This window comes from bacterium, assembly GCA_014360495.1.
In the GTDB taxonomy this organism is placed as follows: Bacteria; Armatimonadota; JACIXR01; order JACIXR01; family JACIXR01; genus JACIXR01.
Window position 1 is genome coordinate 16,177 of sequence record JACIXR010000009.1, and the last position, 19,425, is coordinate 35,601.

Annotated in this window: 19 protein-coding genes; 12 read left to right on the forward strand and 7 right to left on the reverse strand. The window is 46.3% G+C overall.

The features are described 5' to 3' along the window. The first annotated feature begins 2 nt into the window (after positions 1-2). The 3 genes from H5T88_08370 to H5T88_08380 all read left to right on the forward strand — a co-directional run bounded on the left by H5T88_08370 (position 3) and on the right by H5T88_08380 (position 3,408). Entirely contained in the window at positions 3-1,019 is a 1,017-nt protein-coding gene (locus H5T88_08370; protein MBC7330355.1) for a hypothetical protein, read from the forward strand. 206 nt (positions 1,020-1,225) lie between these two features. Next, positions 1,226-2,083 (forward strand): RNase adapter RapZ, encoded by an 858-nt coding sequence (gene rapZ, locus H5T88_08375; GenBank protein MBC7330356.1) that lies wholly within the window; start codon positions 1,226-1,228, stop codon positions 2,081-2,083. A 92-nt stretch (positions 2,084-2,175) separates the two neighbouring features. Further along, positions 2,176-3,408, forward strand: a complete 1,233-nt coding sequence (locus tag H5T88_08380) for a YvcK family protein (protein MBC7330357.1) — start codon at positions 2,176-2,178, stop codon at positions 3,406-3,408. 92 nt (positions 3,409-3,500) lie between these two features. Here H5T88_08380 and H5T88_08385 read toward each other — a convergent pair whose 3' ends face one another. Both H5T88_08385 and H5T88_08390 read right to left on the reverse strand, forming a co-directional pair. After that, on the reverse strand, positions 3,501-4,136 hold the full coding sequence (locus H5T88_08385) for a hypothetical protein (protein ID MBC7330358.1): 636 nt from the start codon (positions 4,134-4,136) through the stop codon (positions 3,501-3,503). 132 nt (positions 4,137-4,268) lie between these two features. Beyond that, positions 4,269-4,805 carry a hypothetical protein gene (locus H5T88_08390; protein ID MBC7330359.1) on the reverse strand — a complete coding sequence of 179 codons (537 nt, stop codon included), beginning with the start codon at positions 4,803-4,805 and terminating at the stop codon, positions 4,269-4,271. Positions 4,806-5,157: 352 nt separating this feature from the next. Here H5T88_08390 and H5T88_08395 point away from each other — a divergent pair, with 352 nt between their 5' ends. Beyond that, on the forward strand, positions 5,158-5,397 hold the full coding sequence (locus H5T88_08395) for a DUF2007 domain-containing protein (protein ID MBC7330360.1): 240 nt from the start codon (positions 5,158-5,160) through the stop codon (positions 5,395-5,397). Here H5T88_08395 and larB read toward each other — a convergent pair. The 4 genes from larB to pdxS form a co-directional block, all read right to left on the reverse strand. Further along, complete coding sequence (gene larB / locus H5T88_08400; GenBank protein ID MBC7330361.1) at positions 5,390-6,073, reverse strand: nickel pincer cofactor biosynthesis protein LarB; 684 nt, start codon at positions 6,071-6,073, stop codon at positions 5,390-5,392. The two genes, H5T88_08395 and larB, sit on opposite strands and share 8 nt — an antisense overlap. A gap of 68 nt (positions 6,074-6,141) precedes the next feature. After that, positions 6,142-7,170: a hypothetical protein gene (locus H5T88_08405; protein ID MBC7330362.1), complete on the reverse strand. Its 1,029-nt coding sequence runs from the start codon at positions 7,168-7,170 to the stop codon at positions 6,142-6,144. Continuing rightward, on the reverse strand, positions 7,171-7,731 hold the full coding sequence (gene pdxT, locus H5T88_08410; protein MBC7330363.1) for a pyridoxal 5'-phosphate synthase glutaminase subunit PdxT: 561 nt from the start codon (positions 7,729-7,731) through the stop codon (positions 7,171-7,173). Then, positions 7,731-8,618, reverse strand: coding sequence for a pyridoxal 5'-phosphate synthase lyase subunit PdxS (gene pdxS / locus H5T88_08415; GenBank protein ID MBC7330364.1), 888 nt, complete (start codon positions 8,616-8,618; stop codon positions 7,731-7,733). The genes pdxT and pdxS overlap by 1 nt, the downstream gene beginning before the upstream one ends. Positions 8,619-9,205: 587 nt before the next feature. Here pdxS and H5T88_08420 point away from each other — a divergent pair. From H5T88_08420 to H5T88_08455, 8 genes are all read left to right on the forward strand, one after another. Further along, positions 9,206-9,556 carry an aspartate 1-decarboxylase gene (locus H5T88_08420; protein ID MBC7330365.1) on the forward strand — a complete coding sequence of 117 codons (351 nt, stop codon included), beginning with the start codon at positions 9,206-9,208 and terminating at the stop codon, positions 9,554-9,556. Between the two features lie 4 nt (positions 9,557-9,560). Continuing rightward, entirely contained in the window at positions 9,561-10,985 is a 1,425-nt protein-coding gene (locus H5T88_08425; protein MBC7330366.1) for a hypothetical protein, read from the forward strand. Continuing rightward, positions 10,985-11,692: a glycosyltransferase family 2 protein gene (locus H5T88_08430; protein MBC7330367.1), complete on the forward strand. Its 708-nt coding sequence runs from the start codon at positions 10,985-10,987 to the stop codon at positions 11,690-11,692. Before H5T88_08425 ends, H5T88_08430 begins: the two co-directional genes overlap by 1 nt. Then, the gene (locus tag H5T88_08435) at positions 11,689-12,411 is read left to right on the forward strand and encodes a class I SAM-dependent methyltransferase (protein MBC7330368.1); all 723 of its coding nucleotides are present in this window, start codon (positions 11,689-11,691) and stop codon (positions 12,409-12,411) included. The genes H5T88_08430 and H5T88_08435 overlap by 4 nt, the downstream gene beginning before the upstream one ends. Continuing rightward, entirely contained in the window at positions 12,408-13,457 is a 1,050-nt protein-coding gene (locus H5T88_08440) for a M20/M25/M40 family metallo-hydrolase (GenBank protein MBC7330369.1), read from the forward strand. The genes H5T88_08435 and H5T88_08440 overlap by 4 nt, the downstream gene beginning before the upstream one ends. Then, positions 13,454-14,491, forward strand: coding sequence for a hypothetical protein (locus tag H5T88_08445; GenBank protein ID MBC7330370.1), 1,038 nt, complete (start codon positions 13,454-13,456; stop codon positions 14,489-14,491). Before H5T88_08440 ends, H5T88_08445 begins: the two co-directional genes overlap by 4 nt. A gap of 167 nt (positions 14,492-14,658) precedes the next feature. Beyond that, positions 14,659-15,297, forward strand: a complete 639-nt coding sequence (locus H5T88_08450) for a histidine phosphatase family protein (protein ID MBC7330371.1) — start codon at positions 14,659-14,661, stop codon at positions 15,295-15,297. A gap of 15 nt (positions 15,298-15,312) precedes the next feature. Then, complete coding sequence (locus tag H5T88_08455) at positions 15,313-16,323, forward strand: hypothetical protein (protein ID MBC7330372.1); 1,011 nt, start codon at positions 15,313-15,315, stop codon at positions 16,321-16,323. A gap of 120 nt (positions 16,324-16,443) precedes the next feature. On the opposite strand, the gene H5T88_08460 is transcribed toward H5T88_08455, so the two are convergent. Beyond that, the gene (locus H5T88_08460; GenBank protein ID MBC7330373.1) at positions 16,444-19,311 is read right to left on the reverse strand and encodes a hypothetical protein; all 2,868 of its coding nucleotides are present in this window, start codon (positions 19,309-19,311) and stop codon (positions 16,444-16,446) included. Positions 19,312-19,425 lie beyond the last annotated feature (114 nt).

The window sequence follows — 19,425 nt, forward strand, 5'->3', positions numbered from 1 at the left end:
CGATAAAGGGAGAGGGAAAGAAGGAGGTTTCCCAATTCTTTCTGACCAACACGGGCGGAACGGGAGGAGGGTTTGGAAGGGGAGACCCTCATTATGCACTATTAGATGTCTCCTTTTGGGATGATAAAATCGGCTGGGCTTGTGGCTATGGCGGCGTTTTCCGCACGGAGGATGGAGGGCTGAATTGGAAGAGAGTGAAGCCTCCCGGAGGATGGTATCATATAAGGTTGGCGGGGAAGGAGGAGGTTTGGCTCTTGGAGGGTGAACACCCGGGTGGCTGGGGAAAGGCTAAGCTCTGGCACACAGTTGATAATGGAACAACTTGGGAGGAGGTTTTGCGAGGGAAAATCGCCCACTATTACGACCTTTACGCCAAATTCAACCAAGTTTGGGTGATTTGCAATAGCTTTCCTTCTTATCATAGCGATGACGGAGGGAAAAGCTGGGTGGAAAATCCTTGGGGCAATCTTTTGTTTTCCGCTGTTTCAATAGCGATTCCGGGCGATGTGCCAACAAAGGATGGGTTCGTTGTTTATGTTCTGGGAAGCGTTCGGGAAGGGAATAAGGAGAGGTGGAAGTTGATAAGGAGCGAGGATGGCGGAAAAAGCTGGAGGGAAATTGTGCTTCCCTCAGGTTTGCCCGGTCCCTATTGGTGGCGATGTCCAATGTGCTTTCCAACTAGCGAGATGGGTTGGATTGGGTTGCCCGAGGGAAAGATAATTTTCACTAAGGATGGAGGGGAAAGTTGGGAATTTCGCAATTTGCCAACAAATCAGTTCATCACCTCTCTTTGGTTTGACCAGTTCGGAAGGGGATTTGCTTCAGTGGAAAACAAGGATATTTATCATCTCAAAGAAACTCTTTATGAGACGAGGGATGGAGGGAAGAGCTGGCGAGTTGTTTTGGGAGGCGATAAGACGATAAGCGCTATTTGCGCCCTCGGACCAGGCTATGTTTGGGCTGTGGGCGATGTCCCGGGCTTCGTCCCAAACGATATCGTAGCTATACTGAGGAGGTAAAAGTAAGAGATAAAAGTATCGCTTATTTATCATCAAAGAATTTTTGCTACAATAAAAAGATTTGCTTCATCTATATGCGAGTCCACCGAAGGTGGGCGTGGCAATCTCTGTTAAAAGTTTCGCCCTTCAAAACCTTAATCTCTCTAAACCTTTATCATATACCTTGCTTTTACTCTCAAAATAGATTAAATTTATAGAGAGAAAAGATGAAGCTCGTGATTATAACTGGTGTTTCCGGAGCGGGGAAGACCCAATGTATGCATTTCCTTGAGGATTTGGGATATTTCTGCGCCGATAATATCCCACCTTCCCTCCTTCCTCCTCTCTTGAGGATGTGCCATTCCCATGGCGGATTTGAGAGGGTAGCTGCAGTTGTTGATGCGAGGGGAGGCGAGTTCCTAAGCGAGCTCCTTAAAACATTGGAACGAGAAAGAAAGGAAGGAGTGGATGTAAAGCTCGTGTTCTTAGATGCAAGGGACGATGTCCTCATTAATCGCTTTAAGGAAACTCGTAGAAAGCATCCCCTTCTCCAGCAAGGAAGGACTATATCTGAAGCTATAAAGGAAGAGAGACGCAGACTCAGCGAAATAAAAGATTCCGCGGATTTGATAATTGATACTTCCGCCCTTCGCCCTGCTCAGCTGAAGGAAAGATTGCGGGAATACTTCGCGGGCGAAACTCAACCCCTTACCATCTCCATCATCTCCTTCGGCTACCAGAATGGAATCCCTATGGAAGTTGACCTTCTCTTTGATGTTCGTTTCCTCCCCAATCCCTATTACGAGGAAGAGCTCAAAGAACTAAACGGTTTAGACGAGAGAATTAAAAGATTCGTGCTGGATAGTGAAATCACCAAGGAGTTTATGAGGTATTTGATGGATTTCCTCCGCTTTACCCTTCCTTTCTATGAGAAAGAGGGTAAAGCGTATCTTTCCATTGGAATAGGTTGCACGGGTGGAAGGCACAGGTCAGTCGTGATAGGGGAGGAGTTAAAGAGGATTTTGAAAGAAGAGGGCTATAGCGTGGTTGTTTTTCATAGGGATTTGGAGGTTGGAGAGGAGTAATGAGAAAGATAACGAGAAAGATTTATCGCTTGGTAGGTGGGCGAAAGACATGGGCAAGGATTAGGAGACGCCTTAGGTGGCTATATCCAGGTATGGGGGTAAAGAGATGGATTCTCCTCTCCCTTCTGGGTGCTGTTCTTTTCTGCGGTGGAATCATCCTCCTTTTTGAATTGAGGCTCCTTGATGTTCTCGGCTGGACAATCAAACAATTCTATCTCTTCACCGGCAAATTATTGCCCACTCCTTGGGCGGGAGTTGGGCTCCTTTTTATAGGGACAACGATATTAGTGATTGCTATCCAGAGGGCGATAAAGGGAATATTGGTCAATGTTAAAACGCCAAAGGGTAAATCCCTCTCCGATGTCATCTATAACAGAAAGTTTCTCTCTTCTGGTCCCAAAATCGTAACTATAGGTGGCGGGACGGGGTTATCCACTATATTAAGGGGTTTGAAGGAATTTACCTCCAATATCACCGCAATTGTGACTGTGACAGACGAGGGCGGTTCCTCAGGAAGGTTGAGGAAGGATTACAATATTCCTCCACCAGGCGACATAAGGAACTGCCTTGTGGCTCTCGCGGAGTGCGAGCCCTATATGCAGAACCTTTTCCAATTCAGATTTGATAAGGGAGAGGGTTTAAAGGGGCATTCCTTGGGAAATCTCCTCATCACCGCAATGACGAGGATAACTGGGGATTTTGAGAAGGGGATAGAGCAGATAAGCGATATTTTGGCCGTCAGAGGGAGGGTTCTACCTTCTACAAAGGAGAGGATAACCCTCAAAGCGGAAATGGAGGATGGGCAAATCGTAGTGGGTGAGACGAATATAGTCAGTTATGGCAAAAGGATAAAACGTCTCTTCATAGAGCCGCTGGCTTCCCTCCTGCCCGAAGCTGAGGAAGCGATAAGGTCGGCTGATTTGATAGTCATCGGACCGGGGAGCTTATATACGAGCCTTTTGTCCAATTTGTTAATTGAGGGTATGGTTGAGGCTTTGGAGAGCAGTAGGGCGAAGAAGGTTTACATTTGCAATTTGATGACGGAGAAGGGGGAAACGGATGGCTTCAAGGCTTCCGACCATATAAAGGCGATAAGGGAAATGATAGGAAAGATTCCCTTCCAATATGTTATTGTCAATACAACTCGTCCACGTCCTGAGATACTGGAGAAGTATAAAGAAGAGGGTGCCGATTTCGTTGAGCCAGATATAGATGAATTGAGGAGGATGAGAGTGAGGGTGATAGCCCAACCGCTGATGCGTCAATTATTGCCCCTTCGCCACGATACCAGGAGGCTCGCACAACTTTTGATTTCCCTTTGTTGAGTTCATAAAAAGGGCGACGCCCTCCATTGGAGGGCGTCGCCAAAATCATCTCTTCTAAACAGATTCTATTGCTCTATGAGAGCTTGCTACATCTACCTCCACCATACGCCAGGTCTTCTAGGCCACGCTTGCCTCCACCACGCGCCAGGTCTTCTAGACCACGCTTGCCCCCACCATGCGCCAGCACTGGGTCTCCTCAGCCAAGCCTGCCTTTGCCATCTGCCAGCATTGGGTCCTCCAAGCCACATTTGCCTCTGCCATCCGCCTCCCATTCTCCCACTTACAGCTCTACCGCCAACCAAGCCCGGAGCCAGAATAACCACCTGCGCCTTGGGTGGAAGCGTTCCCAGTTCCTTCTCCGTTTTCTTCAATGTAGCTAAATACTTGTTCTGTTCTTTATAGTATGTCTCAAGAGCTTTCTTTACTTCCTCGTCAGAGACCTGCTGACCGTTCTTTATATACCTTGCGAGCCTGCGTAGTTGTGCCTGAGCGGTGGCAAACTTAATGAAAGCCTCTGCGCGCTCCTTTTCTATCTTCAGTGCCAAATCCTTCTGTTCAGCTGTGAGGTTCAGGCTATCAAGGAGCTTCTCAAGATTCGTCAACCACTGCTGAATGCTCTGTCTGGGCTGGCGGGAAACCTTCTCCTGCTTATCCGCAGCGAATAGAGGAACAGTTAATAAGAGACTGGCTATGAAAACACCTAACAGCAAATAACCGAGCTTTTTCATAAAAAATCACCTCCCACATATATTGACGAACAAATAATGGGGCAAGTTCAAATCAAAGCTTTATTGATTTAATAAAAAGGGCGACGCCCCCAACGGAGGGCGTCGCCCAAAATCAGCTCTCAAACTCTATCCTTACTTGCCCGCTGGTCCCTTTCCCTTCGGTCCCTTCCCCATCGGTCCTTGAAGCTGACCGAAGCCTCCTCCCACTCTACCACCTACAGCTCTACCACCAGCGAAGCCCGGAGCCAGAATAACCACCTGCGCCTTAGGTGGCAGCGTTCGCAGGCTCCTCTCGGTGTTCATCAAGGTCCTGAAATAGTTTGCTTGTTCTTTGTAATATGTTTCAAGAGCCCTCTTCGCTTCATCGTCTGAGACCTGCTGACCGTTCCTTATATCCCTCGCGAGCCTCCCGAGCTGTGCCTGGGCAGTTGCGAACTTAACGAAGGCATCCGCGCGCTCCTTTGCTATCTTCAGAGCTAAATCCTTCTGCTTTGAAGTGAGATTCAGACTATCCAGGACTTTCGCAAGACTCGTCAGCGCCTGCTGCATACCTTGCCCGGGTTGAGCGGGCACCCTTGCTCCCCTCTGTGCCTGCTGGGAAAGAAGGGGAACCGCCACCAATAGGGTGGCGAGGAAAATACCTAAAAGCAAATAACCGAACTTCTTCATAAAAATCACCTCCATATTTTTAGACGATAAAAGGCGAGGAAAAGTTCAAATTTCTGCTTTTGAAATTCGTATATTACCTTAAAAAATTTTGTAGAAAAAAATCAAGAATGTTCTTTTTTAGATAGCAGATTTAGGTAGACAAGTTTAAGGTGTTTGTTGGAAACTAAAGATTAATAAGCCGATAAGGAAAGTAAAAACTTTTGGAAAATTTGTAAAGCTTTAAAGGGAGTTTTCTAAATCAGAGCAGCCCCTTAAAAGTGTGTTTTTAAATTTATTTATGCAACAAGACGCTTAATAACATTTAATTCCCGAGAATTTGCGTAAAATCTTGCAAAACCATAAACTAATATTGGTGAATGTGATGGAAAAAGAAGAGGAACTTTTGACCGTTTGGATAACAGATTATCCCAAAGCTATTGTATTAAAAGGTAGACTTGAGAGTGAAGGAATCCGAGTATTGTTAAGATACGAATCCCTCGGATTCACGGTTGGGGGAATAACAGCCGACGGCTTGGGTGAAGTAGAGATTGTGGTCCCCGCGCGCTTCGCTGAGAAGGCAAGGGAGATTTTGGAGGAGATTGGGCTCAGGTAAGGGATTGAAGCAGAAGATGGGCGAAGACCGCGGCGGAAAATCCCGCATCTATGTTCACGACCACAACGCCGGGCGCGCAGGAATTAAGCATTGAGAGAAGGGGAGCGATTCCACCAAATGATGCGCCATAGCCGATGCTAGTGGGCACAGCGATTATTGGCTTGCCGAGGAGACTGGCAATGAGGGATGGCAATGCTCCCTCCATTCCTGCGACCGCAATTATCAAGCTCGCTTCCCTTAAATGCTCAATATTGTCAAGCAAACGATGAACTCCCGCTATTCCCACATCATAGATTTCCTTCGCCCTTTCCCCCAAGAAGCGTAGGGTTACAACTGCTTCCTCAGCAACCGGTATATCTGATGTCCCACCGGTCACAACAGCCACATACCTTTCCCCTCTGGGCTGGGGAAGCTCTCCCACAACTATCAACTTTCCTCTTGGATAGTATTCCGCCTGAGGAAAACTATCCTTTATAGCTTCCCAAACTTCTTGTCTAGCCCTCGTTGCTAAAGCTCTTCCGTTTTTCTCATATAGCCTTTTCAAGATAGCGATTATTTCCTCTATACTCTTCCCGGGACAGAAGACGACCTCGGGGATTCTAATCCTCTTCAAACGACCGTAATCCACCTTGGCGAACCCCAAATCATCCCATCCCTTATCCAAAATCAAATTCATTGCATCCTCAAGGGTTAGCTCTCCCCTCTTGAAAGCCTCTAAAATCCTCAAAAGCTCTCCCTTATCCTTCACTCAACCTTAACCTCCATCATTTCAACTTTATCGTTATAGATGAGGAGAACGGAGTAGGGATTAAGGATGACAAAATGTTCTATCTTCCCCTCGCAATCTCTCTCCCAGATGAAGCGCCCCTTTTGATTAAATAATAGAAGCTTATCCCTATTATCATCCATACAAAGGAGCTCGCCTTTTGGGGATAAAAGCAAGGGGATGGGTTTCAGTAGAAGTCCGCCCCTTTGCCACTTAACATCCCCGCTTTGGTCTAAAACGAGGAGCTTTCGTTCCTCCATCTTGTCCTTTATTTCTTGTTCAATTCCAAGGCAAAGAAATGGGGGAGTGGAGAGGAAGGAGCAGGCATTCCCCTTGAACTCCTTGCTCCACAAAACATAGCCAGAAGGGATATGACGAGATAGATAGAGCTGGTCGGAATGGGATACGAGCGATAAGAACCCTCCATCGCTTAAGGGGGATATTTTCTCTATGTTGGGGAAAGGGAAAAACAAAGGTTGCTTTCCTTCCTGAAAGATACAGAGTTTGTCTGGCAGTGCAAGGGCGATTCTTCCATCTTGAAGGATTGCTAAATGGTTTATCGGTTTACGGAAATTGTATCTTCGCCAGCCTTTTAATCGGCTGGGTGATTTTCTTAAGGTTAGAATGTAAAGGTAGCTCTCATTGGCTGTTAGTGCTATTTTTTTCCCCCTTGAGGCGATTAGATTGACTTTTCCTATATTGAACTGCCAGAACTGAAAGCCACTTAAATTGAGGAGGATGAGCCTATAGCTATTTCCCTGTTTGGTTATCACAAGCGCCTGACCATCGGGAAGGAGGAAAGCGCGCGTTAACCCCTTGAAGGAGCGTTTCCAGATTATCTTCCCTCCCTTATCTATCTTATAGACATTCCCTTTCCCCCAAAGGAGGAGTGCCCTTCCGTTTGAATTTCCTCCTTCCGCTTGGATGTCAAGCTTCCAAAGGGTGCTGATGGGCTCGGAAAGAGCGAGGAGGGAGAAGAGGATAAGGGGGATTAGCCTTAATCGCATCTATAAGCCGAGGAAGAAGCGATATAGGCGGGTATCCCCCGTTAGCTCGGGGTGGAAGGCGCAGGCGAGAAGGTTTCCCTCCTTAGCCAAAACTATTTTATCATCAATTTGTGCTAAAACCTCAACAGAGGGAGCGACGCTTGTTATGATGGGAGCTCTGATGAATATCGCTCTAAGAGGTGGTCCTTCCATTCCTTTAATCTCCAAATCGCTCTCAAAGGAATCCCTCTGCCTGCCGAAGGCATTTCTTCTAACAGTTATGTTCATTAGACCCAAAAGCGGTTGCTGATGGTCCTCTACCTTCTTAGCCAAGAGAATCATACCCGCGCAGGTGCCGAGTATGGGCATTCCGTTCTTTGCCCTCTCCACTATTTTCTCCCTCAAGCCCCAGCGAGTGAGTAGGATGCCCATCGTGGTAGATTCTCCACCGGGGATGACGAGGGCATCTATTTTATTTAAACCTTCCTCGTCCTTAACAAGGAAAGCTTCCACTGGGAGACTCCTTAAAACTTCAAGATGTTCTTGAAAATCGCCTTGTAAAGCGAGGACTCCTACCTTCATTACCAACCTCTCGTTGCCAATAGGTCTTTATCCTCAAGTTTTCTTATATCAATACCCGGCATTGGCTCGCCAAGTCCTTCCGATATCTGGGCGAGGATTTGAGGATTATCGTAATAAGTAACCGCGTCAACTATCGCCTTAGCTCTGGCGTAAGGGTCTTCGGACTTGAAGATTCCCGAGCCTACGAAAACCGCTTCCGCTCCCAACTGCATCATAAGAGCTGCGTCTGCGGGAGTCGCTATTCCACCGGCGGCGAAGTTGGGAACGGGGAGGCGACCGTGTTCCGCTACCCATCTAACTAACTCATAGGGAGCGCCCAATCTCTTAGCTTCCGCCATCAACTCCTCTTTAGGAAGAGCGGTTAACCTCCTTATCTCGTCCATTATCAGACGCATATGGCGGACAGCCTCAACGACATTTCCCGTTCCCGCCTCGCCCTTCGTCCTAATCATCGCCGCCCCCTCGGCGATTCTGCGAAGTGCCTCTCCCAGATCCCTCGCTCCGCAAACGAAGGGAACGGTAAATTTATGTTTATCTATATGATGGGATTCATCTGCGGGAGTGAGCACTTCCGATTCGTCAATGAAGTCAACGCCCAAAGCCTCGAGTATTTGCGCCTCTACGAAGTGTCCGATTCTGCACTTAGCCATAACGGGGATGGTTACAGCTTCCATAATTTCCTTAATCTTCGCAGGGTCAGCCATTCTTGCAACCCCGCCCTGCGCCCTGATGTCGGCGGGAACCCTCTCAAGAGCCATAACGGCAACTGCTCCCGCCTCCTCGGCAATCTTTGCCTGTTCGGCGTTGGTAACATCCATTATGACTCCGCCTTTGAGCATCTGGGCGAGACCAACTTTAACGCGCCAAGTTCCAGTCAAAATCTGCATATCATTCGCCTCCAAATTTTTAATTTTACCTTTTAATCTCAAAAAGTCAATATTCTGTATAATTCCATGGTATTTGAGACTCCTTAGGAGATTTCCCCTTATTGGTTGACTATAATTCTGAAGGAGAATCTTCGGTTCAGGAAATCTCCAAGTTCCCCCGCAAATTCGCTTCTGTTATCCATCCCAACACAACTCACAGTGAGGGAAGATACCTTGTTTATACAGCTAATGGTTAAAAACTGCCTCTTCTAAGCCTTTTTAGTCCGATAAGGACACCCTTTACTTCAAAATAAGAGATTGCCATTGCTTCCTTTCAGGAAACCTTGCAATGACAATTTTATGGCTGTCATTATGAGGGCACCCTCTCTTTCATTGCGAGCCTGACTGTGTAAGCACTTGGACATGGCAATCTCTTTTTTGTGTAGGTCCCCACTGCCATTGCAAGGAGCGAAGCGAAGAAGCAATCTCGTAAAAAAACCATATGCGCTCAAAAGGAATTTCGCTTGACTTTAACTTGCCAAAATTTAAAATTTATTTTTGTATTTCCTTTAAAGTAAGGAAGGTGATTGGTATTGCAATTCAGGGAGATGCTTCGCGCCAAAATACATAACGCTCGTGTAACGGATGTTCTTCTCCATTACGAGGGAAGCATTACTATTGATAAGGAACTTCTTAAGGCATCCGGCATTTTGCCGGGAGAGAAGGTTCAGGTTTTAAATCTCAACAATGGACAACGCTTCACAACTTATGTGATAGAGGGGAAAAAAGGAGAAATTATATTAAATGGTCCTGCTGCTCGCCTCGCTTATCCCGGTGACATCGTCCTCGTCTTGGCTTATAGTCTCGTGAGCGAGGACGAGGTAAAGAACTGGACCTATAAAGTAATTTATCTGAATGAGAACAACGAAATCACCAAAATTGAAGAAAAAGGAGGATAAAAAATTGAAAAACCATAAATCTCTTTTCCTCGTTTTACTATTTCTGCCGTTGCTTGCTTTTCCCCTCCAATCGGACCAAGTTTCCTCTCGCAGCTGGGTGATGTCGGCTCTGGGGAGTATGTCCGCTAAGGGATTGATTAATGTCCCTAGCCGCTTGTTTTTCTCCGATGGAACTTACTCCCGCATTGAAACCGCGCAAATCGTCAAAACTTTGATAGAGAAAGCATCCGAGGAACCCTGGGATTTCTCCGATGAGGATTTGTTCGTCCTGGGAAATCTAATGAAAGAATTTTCCTCCGAGCTTCGCTCATTGGGAGTGGATGTGGAAAAAATTAAGCAGGATTTGGAGCTTTCTTATTATAAGGAAATCTTTATGGGTTTTCGCTTTCAAGGCGCTTGGTATTATGATGATGCCAAGGACGAAGATGAAGCCCGCCTCCTTTATAGAGTATTTTCCTTAATGCCCGTGGGCGAAGGTTTTGCTTACATTTCCGCCAGCAACGAGAGGCGCTGGCTTGCGGATAAACCAAATGATTTCCCCTTAATGGATAGCGCAATTATAAAATATCCATTCTGGGATGCGGATTGGGAGATAGGGAAAGGATATGTCCGCTTAGGACATGGTTTCATTGGTTCCCTCTGGTTAAATGACACTCCGCCTCCTTACGACTACCTTTTAATCAGCAAGAACTTTAAAGCTGGAAGTTGGGGTTGGTTCAACCTCAAGCAGTTTCATACAACTTATAAATCGGGTGGAGTAAGAAGATACTTTATTGGCAGGAGGCTGGAGAAAAGTATCGGTAGTTGGGATTTGGGAATATATGAAATCCACATATCCGACGAATTTCCCAGCGCCTTTGCCTTTATTCCAATTCTCCCTCTTTACGCTGTGCAGTACTTCTTCGAAAACGATTACAATGTCAATATAGTCGTTGGGTTAGAAGCGGCGAAAAATTTCTCTAATGGAGCAATTTATTGCGATTGGTTCATAGATGATATCACTACTTTCCCTTACCGTGTCCCACGCAAGACGGCTATATTATTGGGTGGACGAAGGGATTTTGCGCCCTTCACCCTCCGCTTCGAATATGTATATGTGGATAACGCGACATACACCCACAAAAATCCCCATAACGACTATCTTTACAAGGGTTATCTGATGGGATATCCCTTGGGACCAGATTCCCGTGGAATTTTCGCACGCTTTGAGCTTCACAAGGGCTTACCAATCATCCTCCAATTGGGGCAGGTTACCCAAAGAAGAAGCCAACCCGATTCCATAAAAACCACATCTCTTGGCATTCTGCTTCCTTATGATTTGGGTTCGGATAAATCCATCAGCCTAACCCTTACTCCCTATAGAAGCGAATCCGCGGGCAAAGTGAGTAAGGGAGTTAACTGGGAGGTCAGGCTGGAATACGATTTCTAATGGATTTCTCTGTCATCGTTCCCGCTTATAATGAAGCGGGGAGGTTGGGGAAGAGCTTGGATGCGATTCTTGAGTTTATGAAAAGGTGGCATAACTCGTTTGAGGTTATAGTGGTTGACGATGGCTCAAAGGACGCCACATCGCAAATTGTTGAGGAAAGGATGAGGAATCATAAGGAGCTCAAACTAATAAGGCTTCACGCGAATAGAGGGAAGGGATACGCCGTTAAAACGGGAATTTTAAACGCGCAGGGGGAATACATCCTCTTCTCCGATGCCGACCTATCAACCCCTATTGAGGAGCTCCCAAAGCTTTTTTATTGGATTAAAAAGGGATACGATATAGCGATTGCCTCAAGGGCGTGTCCAGGAGCTTATCTGGAGATTCATCAACCTTTTTATAGGGAGTTTATGGGGAGATTATTCAATCTTCTCGTGAGGCTCTTCCTTCTCCCTGGCATTTACGATACGCAGTGCGGGTTCAAGCTCTTTCGCAGGGAAGTAGCGAGGGAGATTTTCCAGAGGCAGAGATTTAGCGGTTTCTCCTTTGACTTTGAGGTTTTATATATCGCAAAAAGGTTGGGTTATAAAATTAAGGAAGTGCCGGTCATCTGGAGGCATTCGCCAGGCTCGAAAGTCAAAGTATTGAGGAACGGCATAACTTCCTTTTTTGACATCTTCAAAACGAGGTTCAGAGGGGTAAAATGAACAAGGAAGAATACGAGAGGATGTTCCTACTTGAAGATTTCTATTGGTGGTTTAAGGGACGAAGAGAAATCCTCCTCTCAGCGATAAAGGGAATAGAGGCGAAAGATGTCTTGGATGTTGGCTGCGGCACGGGAGGTAATCTAACCCTATTCAATGGATTTGTTGTCGGCTTGGACGTTTCCCTCCAGGCTTTGAAATTAGCCCAGAAAAGAAAGCCTGAAGCAATCCTTTGCCGAGGGGAAGCGGAGAACCTTCCCTTCAAGGACGACTCCTTTGACCTCGTCCTCGCTTTGGACTTGCTTGAACATCTTCCAGATGATATACAAGGATTGCGGGAAATGCATAGGGTGCTTAGGAAAGGCGGAAATGTATTGATTACCGTGCCGGCATACAAATTCCTCTGGAGCGAGCACGATGAGGCGCTCCATCACTTCCGCAGATATTCCAAATGTGAGCTGAAAGGGAAGATGGAGGGAGTCGGCTTCAAAATAAAATTCCTCTCTCACGCAATCGTCCTCCCTTTCTTTCCCATTGCTTTGTTTCGTCTCCTGCAAAGATTCACAAGAGGGACTAATAGGGAACCGAAGACATCGCTCATAATCCTCCCTACCATCCTCAACGAAATCCTCTTTCGTATCTTATTAGGAGAAGCGAAATTGATAGAAAGGGGGATATCCTTTCCCTTCGGTGTCTCCATAATTTGCAGAGGTGAGAAATGAGAGAGGAAATAAGAGAAATTCTGAAAAAGCTTATCGCTATTCCCTCCCCAACTAAGGAAGAGGAAAGGATTTGCCTTGAAGTTGAGGGAATCCTCAAATCTATGGGATTCTCCCTCACCAGACAGGAGGTCAGACCGAGAGCCTACAATTTGATTGCCAAAAGAGGGGAAAGCCCGCTACTCATCTCCACCCATCTTGATACTGTTCATTCTTACGGACATCCCAACCCCTTTGAGTTGTTGGAGGAGGATGGCAATTTTATTGGCAGAGGGGTGGTGGATGCTAAGGGGCAGTTGGCATCCCTTTTAGTAGCCCTGAAACACTCAAAGGGTGCATGCCAGCTTGCCCTTACCGTGGACGAGGAGGGAGAGGGAAAGGGCTCAGAGGTTTTGGAGATAGAAGCTGAGGAAGCGCTCGTCTTGGAGCCTACGAATTTTGAGCTTTGCCTTTCCGAAGCCGGTTCTTTGGAATATGAGATTGAGGTAAAGGGTAGGGCAACCCATTCCGCAACCCCGGAAAGAGGGGAAAACGCCATCCTCAAGGCTTATTCCCTCTATCAAGAGCTTCATAGTCTATCAATTATGAAAGCTCGCCATCCCCTTTTCCCACCACCATCTATAATCTTGACGAAGATAGAGGGAGGAGACTTCATAACCCTCGTTCCTTCATCCTGTAAGATTCAGATTGACATCCATATACTCCCAAATGTAGACATAGAGAAGGCGAGGGAAGAGATTGAGGGATTTCTCTTATCAAAAGGCGTAAGTTATCGCTTGATTGACGTGGCGCACCCCTTTGAGATATCCGAGCCCCCTAAGATATGCGATATCATAGGGGAATTTATGGAGAAAAAGGAAAGGGAAAAGAGATTCGGAGGTATGAGGAGCTGGACGGACGCGGCTAATCTAATAAGGAAGGGGATAAAACCCGTCGTTTTCGGTGCGGGAGACTTGGCTATAGCTCATTCCCAGAGGGAATGGGTGAAGGCGGATGATTTGCTTTTCCTTACGGAGGTTCTTATCTATCTAATAGATAACTATAAATGAGGAGATTTGCTCTTCATTCTGTTTGGGAGGAAGCAGGCGATAGGATAGCGAGGGAAGGTGGTGTGGCAATGGTGGTGGGCGCTGTGGACATAGGGAAGAGCACATTTTGCGCCGCCGTAGCCTTCCATGCCCTCCAGTATCATAAGATTGTTGCTGTGGTGGATGCGGATGTGGGTCAATCCGATATCGGACCACCGGGGACAATCGGGATGGGTTTCGCCCATCCCGGTATGAATGAATTGGGAGATATCCCTCTCTCCGCATTATATTTCATCGGAGATATATCCCCGCAGGGTCATTTCCTTGATATGGTGGTGGGGACCCAAAAGATGGTGGAAAAGGCTCTCTCCTTGGGAGCCGAGCTCGTTATAGTTGATACAACTGGGTTGGTGAGCGGGATGGTGGCGAGGAAGCTAAAGGGATTCAAGATAGAAGCTATTCGCCCAAACTATGTGGTGGCTTTGCAGAAAGGAGGAGAGGTTGAGCATATAATAAAGGGTTGGGAGAAAACGAGCTGGTTGAGGATTTATCGCCTTCCTCCTTCCCCAATGGCAACTCCTCGCTCATATGAGGAACGAAGGGAGAACAGGGAAAGAAAGCTCAGGGAGCATTTCGCGAATTCGGAGATTTATGAGCTCTCATTAGATAATATAGCCTTTCGCAACTCTCCCATCTTCTCTTCCCCTCCGCTTCATCCTTCGCTCTTTTTGAGGTTTGAACTGAAATTGGGGGCTAAAATCCTTTGGGGTGAGGGGGACAAATGGGGGCTGACGCTTGTTGTTCGCGGCGAAAATAGATTTTATTCCACTTATCTTTTGGAGAAAGAGGTGGGGAGGAGGATAAATATAATCAGGGAGGAGGAATTGTTGAATAGGTATGCAGGGATAATGGATGAAAGGGGAGAATATATGGATGTCTGTGTTCTAAAAGAGATAGATTTCTCGGCGAAAAAATTGAAAATCCTCACTCCCTTTAAAGATGTTCAGAAGATTGCAACCATCAGTTTAGGCTCGCTTAAAATAGAGGGACTTTAGATAGGAGACACGGTATTAGGGAAGCAACGATGGATGAACAATGTCAAAAAAATCTTGTAAATGTTATGGATCTATACACTTACTTTCCGTTTGAAACAATTCAGTTATAATGTATTATTGTTTGGAACCCTAAATTTTCCAGGAAAGGAGTTGAGCGACCTCTATCTATGGATAAGATGAGGCTATACTTCGCCCGACATGGAATGACCGAGTGGAACGATGATGGAAAGATGCAGGGAAGAACGGATGTCCCTTTGAACGAAGCAGGCATCTTGCAGGCGAGATTGCTTGCCAAAAAGCTTGCCAATCTACCCCTCAAAGCGATTTACACCAGCCCTTTAAGCAGGGCTATGAAAACAGCGGAAATCATAGCTCGCCCTCATAATCTGGAAGTGATACCTGTTCCCTCCTTGCAGGAAGCCGATTTCGGTAAGTGGGAGGGGCTTACGATTGAGGAAATAAAGAGCGGATGGGGAGATGAATTGGAGCTTTGGTATGAGGGAAAATCGCTGCCGCCCGAGGGAGAGGGAATTCTGGAGATGCAGAGGAGGGTGGTTGAGTTCATAGAGGAATTGAAAGAGAAGCATAAAGGGGAGGAAATTCTTTTAGTTGCTCATGGTGGACCGATAAGAGCTTTCGTTTGCCACATCCTGGGAACTCTAAAGCCTTTCAGGAGAATAAAACAGGCTAACGCAAATATCAATATCTTTGATTATTTTGAGGAATGGGGCTGGCAGATAGTTGCTTTAAACGATACCTGCCATCTTGCTGAGGAACTTCATAGCGATATGGAGGACGGTTATTGAAGGGAGGTAATCAGATTGAAGCCGAAGGAGAGAGCTATAGCTGCCTTAAATCTTCAAGAGCCTGATGATATAGTTCCGACTTTTGAGCTGGAGTTCCAGTTGACGGAGGAGCTATTTGGCAAGGGCGTAAGGTTCCTGACGGGGGAAGATTTGAAGGGGGCGACGGGGAAGGAGAGGGAAAAGCTTTTAATAGAAAACGCCCTTCTTATGATAAGAGTAGCGGATGCGCTTGATTATTCAATAATCCGCATAAACTGGCTTCCCACTATTGAGGACGAGATTTTCACGATTAAATTCCTCAAAAAGGAAGTGGGGGATGAATATCTTATAGCTTGTGAGGCAGGCGGAACCTATGGAATTCCCTCGGGCGAGAATATGGAGGAATTTGCCTATTTCCTTTTTGATAAAAGGGAGGAGGCTCATCAATATGCAGGGCAGATGCGCGATTGGGCGATAGAGAGGAGCAAAAGGTTGAGGGATGCTGGGCTTGATTGCGTTACCCAATGCACCGATTACTGCTTCAATGCCGGTCCATTCCTTTCCCCGAAGATGTTCTCCGAGTTCGTCACCCCCTATCTTCAGGAGATAATAGGGGCGCAAAGGGATATGGGGTTATATGTAATCCTTCACACGGATGGGAATATAATGCCGATAATAGACCAGCTCCTTTCGGCTCGTCCCCACGCCCTCCATTCCCTTGACCCGATGGCTAAAGTGGACATAAGGGAAGTGAAAAGACTTTATGGAGAAAGGGTGTGCCTCTGTGGAAATGTCAATTGCGCCATCTTGCATATGGAATCACCAAGGAAGGTGATGATTGATACTCTCAGAGCGATAAGGGATGCTTCTCCCGGAGGAGGACATTTCCTAACGACAAGCAATGTCCCCTTCAAGGGAATGCCCCTGGAGAATTATCTCACGATGCTTTATATAAGGCAGAGGTTCGCCCGTTATCCAATAAATGTAGAGGAAATAGAGAGGGAAATCGCAAGTTTAAGCTCGGTGGAGGAGAAAATTCACAAATAATTTTCATAAGGAGATTGCCACTATTTTCCAAAACCTTTAACCCATGCCAGCAAGACAAGGCTTCTTTCTATCCCTCCCTAAAAGCTCTGCCTCTGCCAACAGGGGAAAGAGCTCGTTACCCTATAAGGGAAGACGAATTTGGACCTTTTTAAAGAAGAAGATTTTAGCGGGAGAAAGCAATCCAGAGGCTCTACACTCTTCTCCAAAAACTTGGGGTGGACAATTCGTTATCCTCAGTTTAATCTCGTTATCCCCTTCCTTAAGAAAATCCTCTACCTCCAACTCCCAAGGAGCTGAGAAGAGATTACCTACTATCTTCCCGTTAACTTCTACCTCAACCGCTTCCTTGATTTGACCAAGGGAAAGTATTGCTTTGGCGTCAAGATGTGATGAAGGGAGGGAAAAATTCGCTATATAATCCATTGTTCCAACATAGAAGGGAAATCCTTGCTCAGTCCAAGAACCCACTTCCAGGCTCTGTTTTCTTTTCCCGATAATCCATTCTCCCTCCAAATGAGAGAGCGAGAAGTTCCCCTTGAGATATGCCAATGGAAGAGAATGATATCGGTTGTGATTTATGAGGAGAGCCAAAGAGTTCGTTCCTTCCTGAAGATATCCTTTGAGGGAAATTTCGCCCTTCACCTTTAATTTCCTCCCATTTAAGATTATCGCCTCAACGGGATGTCCTAAGCATAACTTGACATCTTCGGGAATTTCTTTGAGGGAAAAAGAGGTTCTGTACCAAACCTCTCCTTCGGGTTCATAATCCGAAGCCATCGGAACCCAGCCTTCCCTTCCTTCTTTCCCCAATAAACGGGCGAAAAAGCCCTCCTTTTTCCTATATTCCCAGTTTTTAAGAGGTAAGATGTTTTCCTCCTCGGGTTCAACCCTCCATTCCGTGGGAAGAAGGATTGGAGGAGGAGAGGGAGAAGGCTCAGCTTCAACGATTTTCCTTTCCCCCTTGAATTCTATAACAGCGAAGCAAGGTTCATCTCCCCTTTGCCACCCCTTAATCTCTATCTCTCCTCCTTCTATCCTCACATCCTCCACGAAGAAATTAGCCTGGTCTATATGCAATTCCTCTCCTTCTTCTAATAACAAAATGGAAAGCTCGTATGGATGAAGCTCTAATGGAACGATGATGCGTCCATCCTCCATCAAGGAATAGGTGTATATATCTTTTATTTTCCCTTTTTCAATATCCAACTCGTAGGGTTTTCCGGTTATCGGAAGCATAGCGTTAAGCTTGGATATGTTTTCTCCTTTGTTCAGGAAAAAGAACAAACCATCGCCTCGCGGTAGGCAGAGGATTTCCTCTTGGAGGGAATCCAAGTCAGGTGGATGGCAATTACGTAGGATTTGCCTCGTTTGACGAAGGGCTTCTCCCCTATCGGGATTGGCTGCTGGTTGATAGGAATAAACCTTTCCCTGCGATAATGGGTGTATCCTTCCCACAGCATAAACAACCCCGCTACCCATTCCCATGGCTTCAGATACGAGATATAAACTGTTGATATCCTCCACGTTGACCTTGAATAATGCACGGACAGCGTTCTCCAAGCTTGTATCTCTTCTTTCCTCTGAGCGGAAGGGGAGCATGCCGAGAGCGATGAGGTTGCCTCCACCCTCGTAAAATCTCTCTAGCCAACCCAAAGTGCTCCTTTTAAGAGTGGTTGTGGAGGGGATTATAACGGTTTTCAAATCGGGGATATTTGGCAAATCATCTTCATCGGCGAAGGAGAAATCGTAATGTATTTTATGGAGAAGCTCGGTAAGGAAAAACAGGTCCCTCTCAATGGCTCGGAAATACTCGTCGTCCTCTCCCAGTCTCTGATGAGACCATAGAGAAAGGCGAGGGAGGAGCATAACCGTCTTTTTCTTTTTAGGAAATTGAGAAGCGAGAAAGTTGATGCGAGATTGATAAGAGGAGAAAACGGGCAGTAGCTTTTCCCAGAGTGCGGAAGCGATTTTAATAGAGGGAAGGGAAATAATTGTGCCGTTTATTCCTAAGGCGGCGAAATAGTTGACATCCCTCTTTATCTCCTCGGGCGATGATGACCATTTGAGCTCGGTTTTTAGAAAAGGGGAGGAATTTGAGGAAAGGAGGGTTGAAGCAAGCTCGTTCAAGAGGGGATTTGGGGAAGGGGTGAGGATGGGAAGAGGTATTTGGGAGGAGAGAAGAAGCATTTCTCCCCAGCAGCGCTCGCTGAAGTCAATTGAAACGAGCAGGGAAAGTCCCTTTTTCTTCATACTGCTTTGAATTGCTCGGAGACTTTCCTCCCAAATCTCGTAAACCGTTCTGCGAAAATCATAGCGGAATTTGGGTGACTTCTCGTCTATGTCTAGGCAAAAGGAGGGGAAGGAGGGTTGGAAAGGATATCCCCTCCTCCTTTGAAACTCCTCAGGTAAATCATCTCGCCAGGGGAAGGGGAAGAGTTCCAATACGGGAATATAAAACCCAGTGAGGGGAGGGGATAGACCTGCTAATTCCTCCATCCAGAAGTTTGCGACCTCTATGGGATTCTCTCTTTTCTCAATCGCTGAGGAGGAGATGATGAGGATTTCCCATATGCCCGAGGGAGCAGACCATTTTAGATAGCCATCTTGATAAAATTGCTGCAAGTCAATGATTGTGGGTTGATTTGGGGTTCTGAAGGAGAGGGCTCCAATCCAGATAGGCTTATCTTTTATCGCCAACTCTATTTTCTCCCCCTCTTTGGCACCAGCCCTTGTCGCTTGCAAACGGGAAGTGAAGGGGGAGAAAGGAGGGAGAGAAATGAAGATGGGGATTTCCTCTTTTTTCGCTAATAGGCAGATTTGCTTGATTAATTCTTTCTGTTTAGGGGTAGCCTCAAGGATGATGCCCGAGCAGATGTTTTTCCAATAGGAGAGCGACGATGGGACTGGGAAATCTGAGTCCCTTAATCTCCAAAGGACGAGAGGGAGATTCTCTATCGGGGGGTTGATGAATTTTTCTTTGAGTTCCATTTCAAATTAAATATAAACAAAAACCTCAAAATTGAAAAGCGATTAAGGAGATGTGGTATAAATTCGTCGTTGTTCATATTGATTTGATAAAAGGAGGATGGATATTTCCAAGAA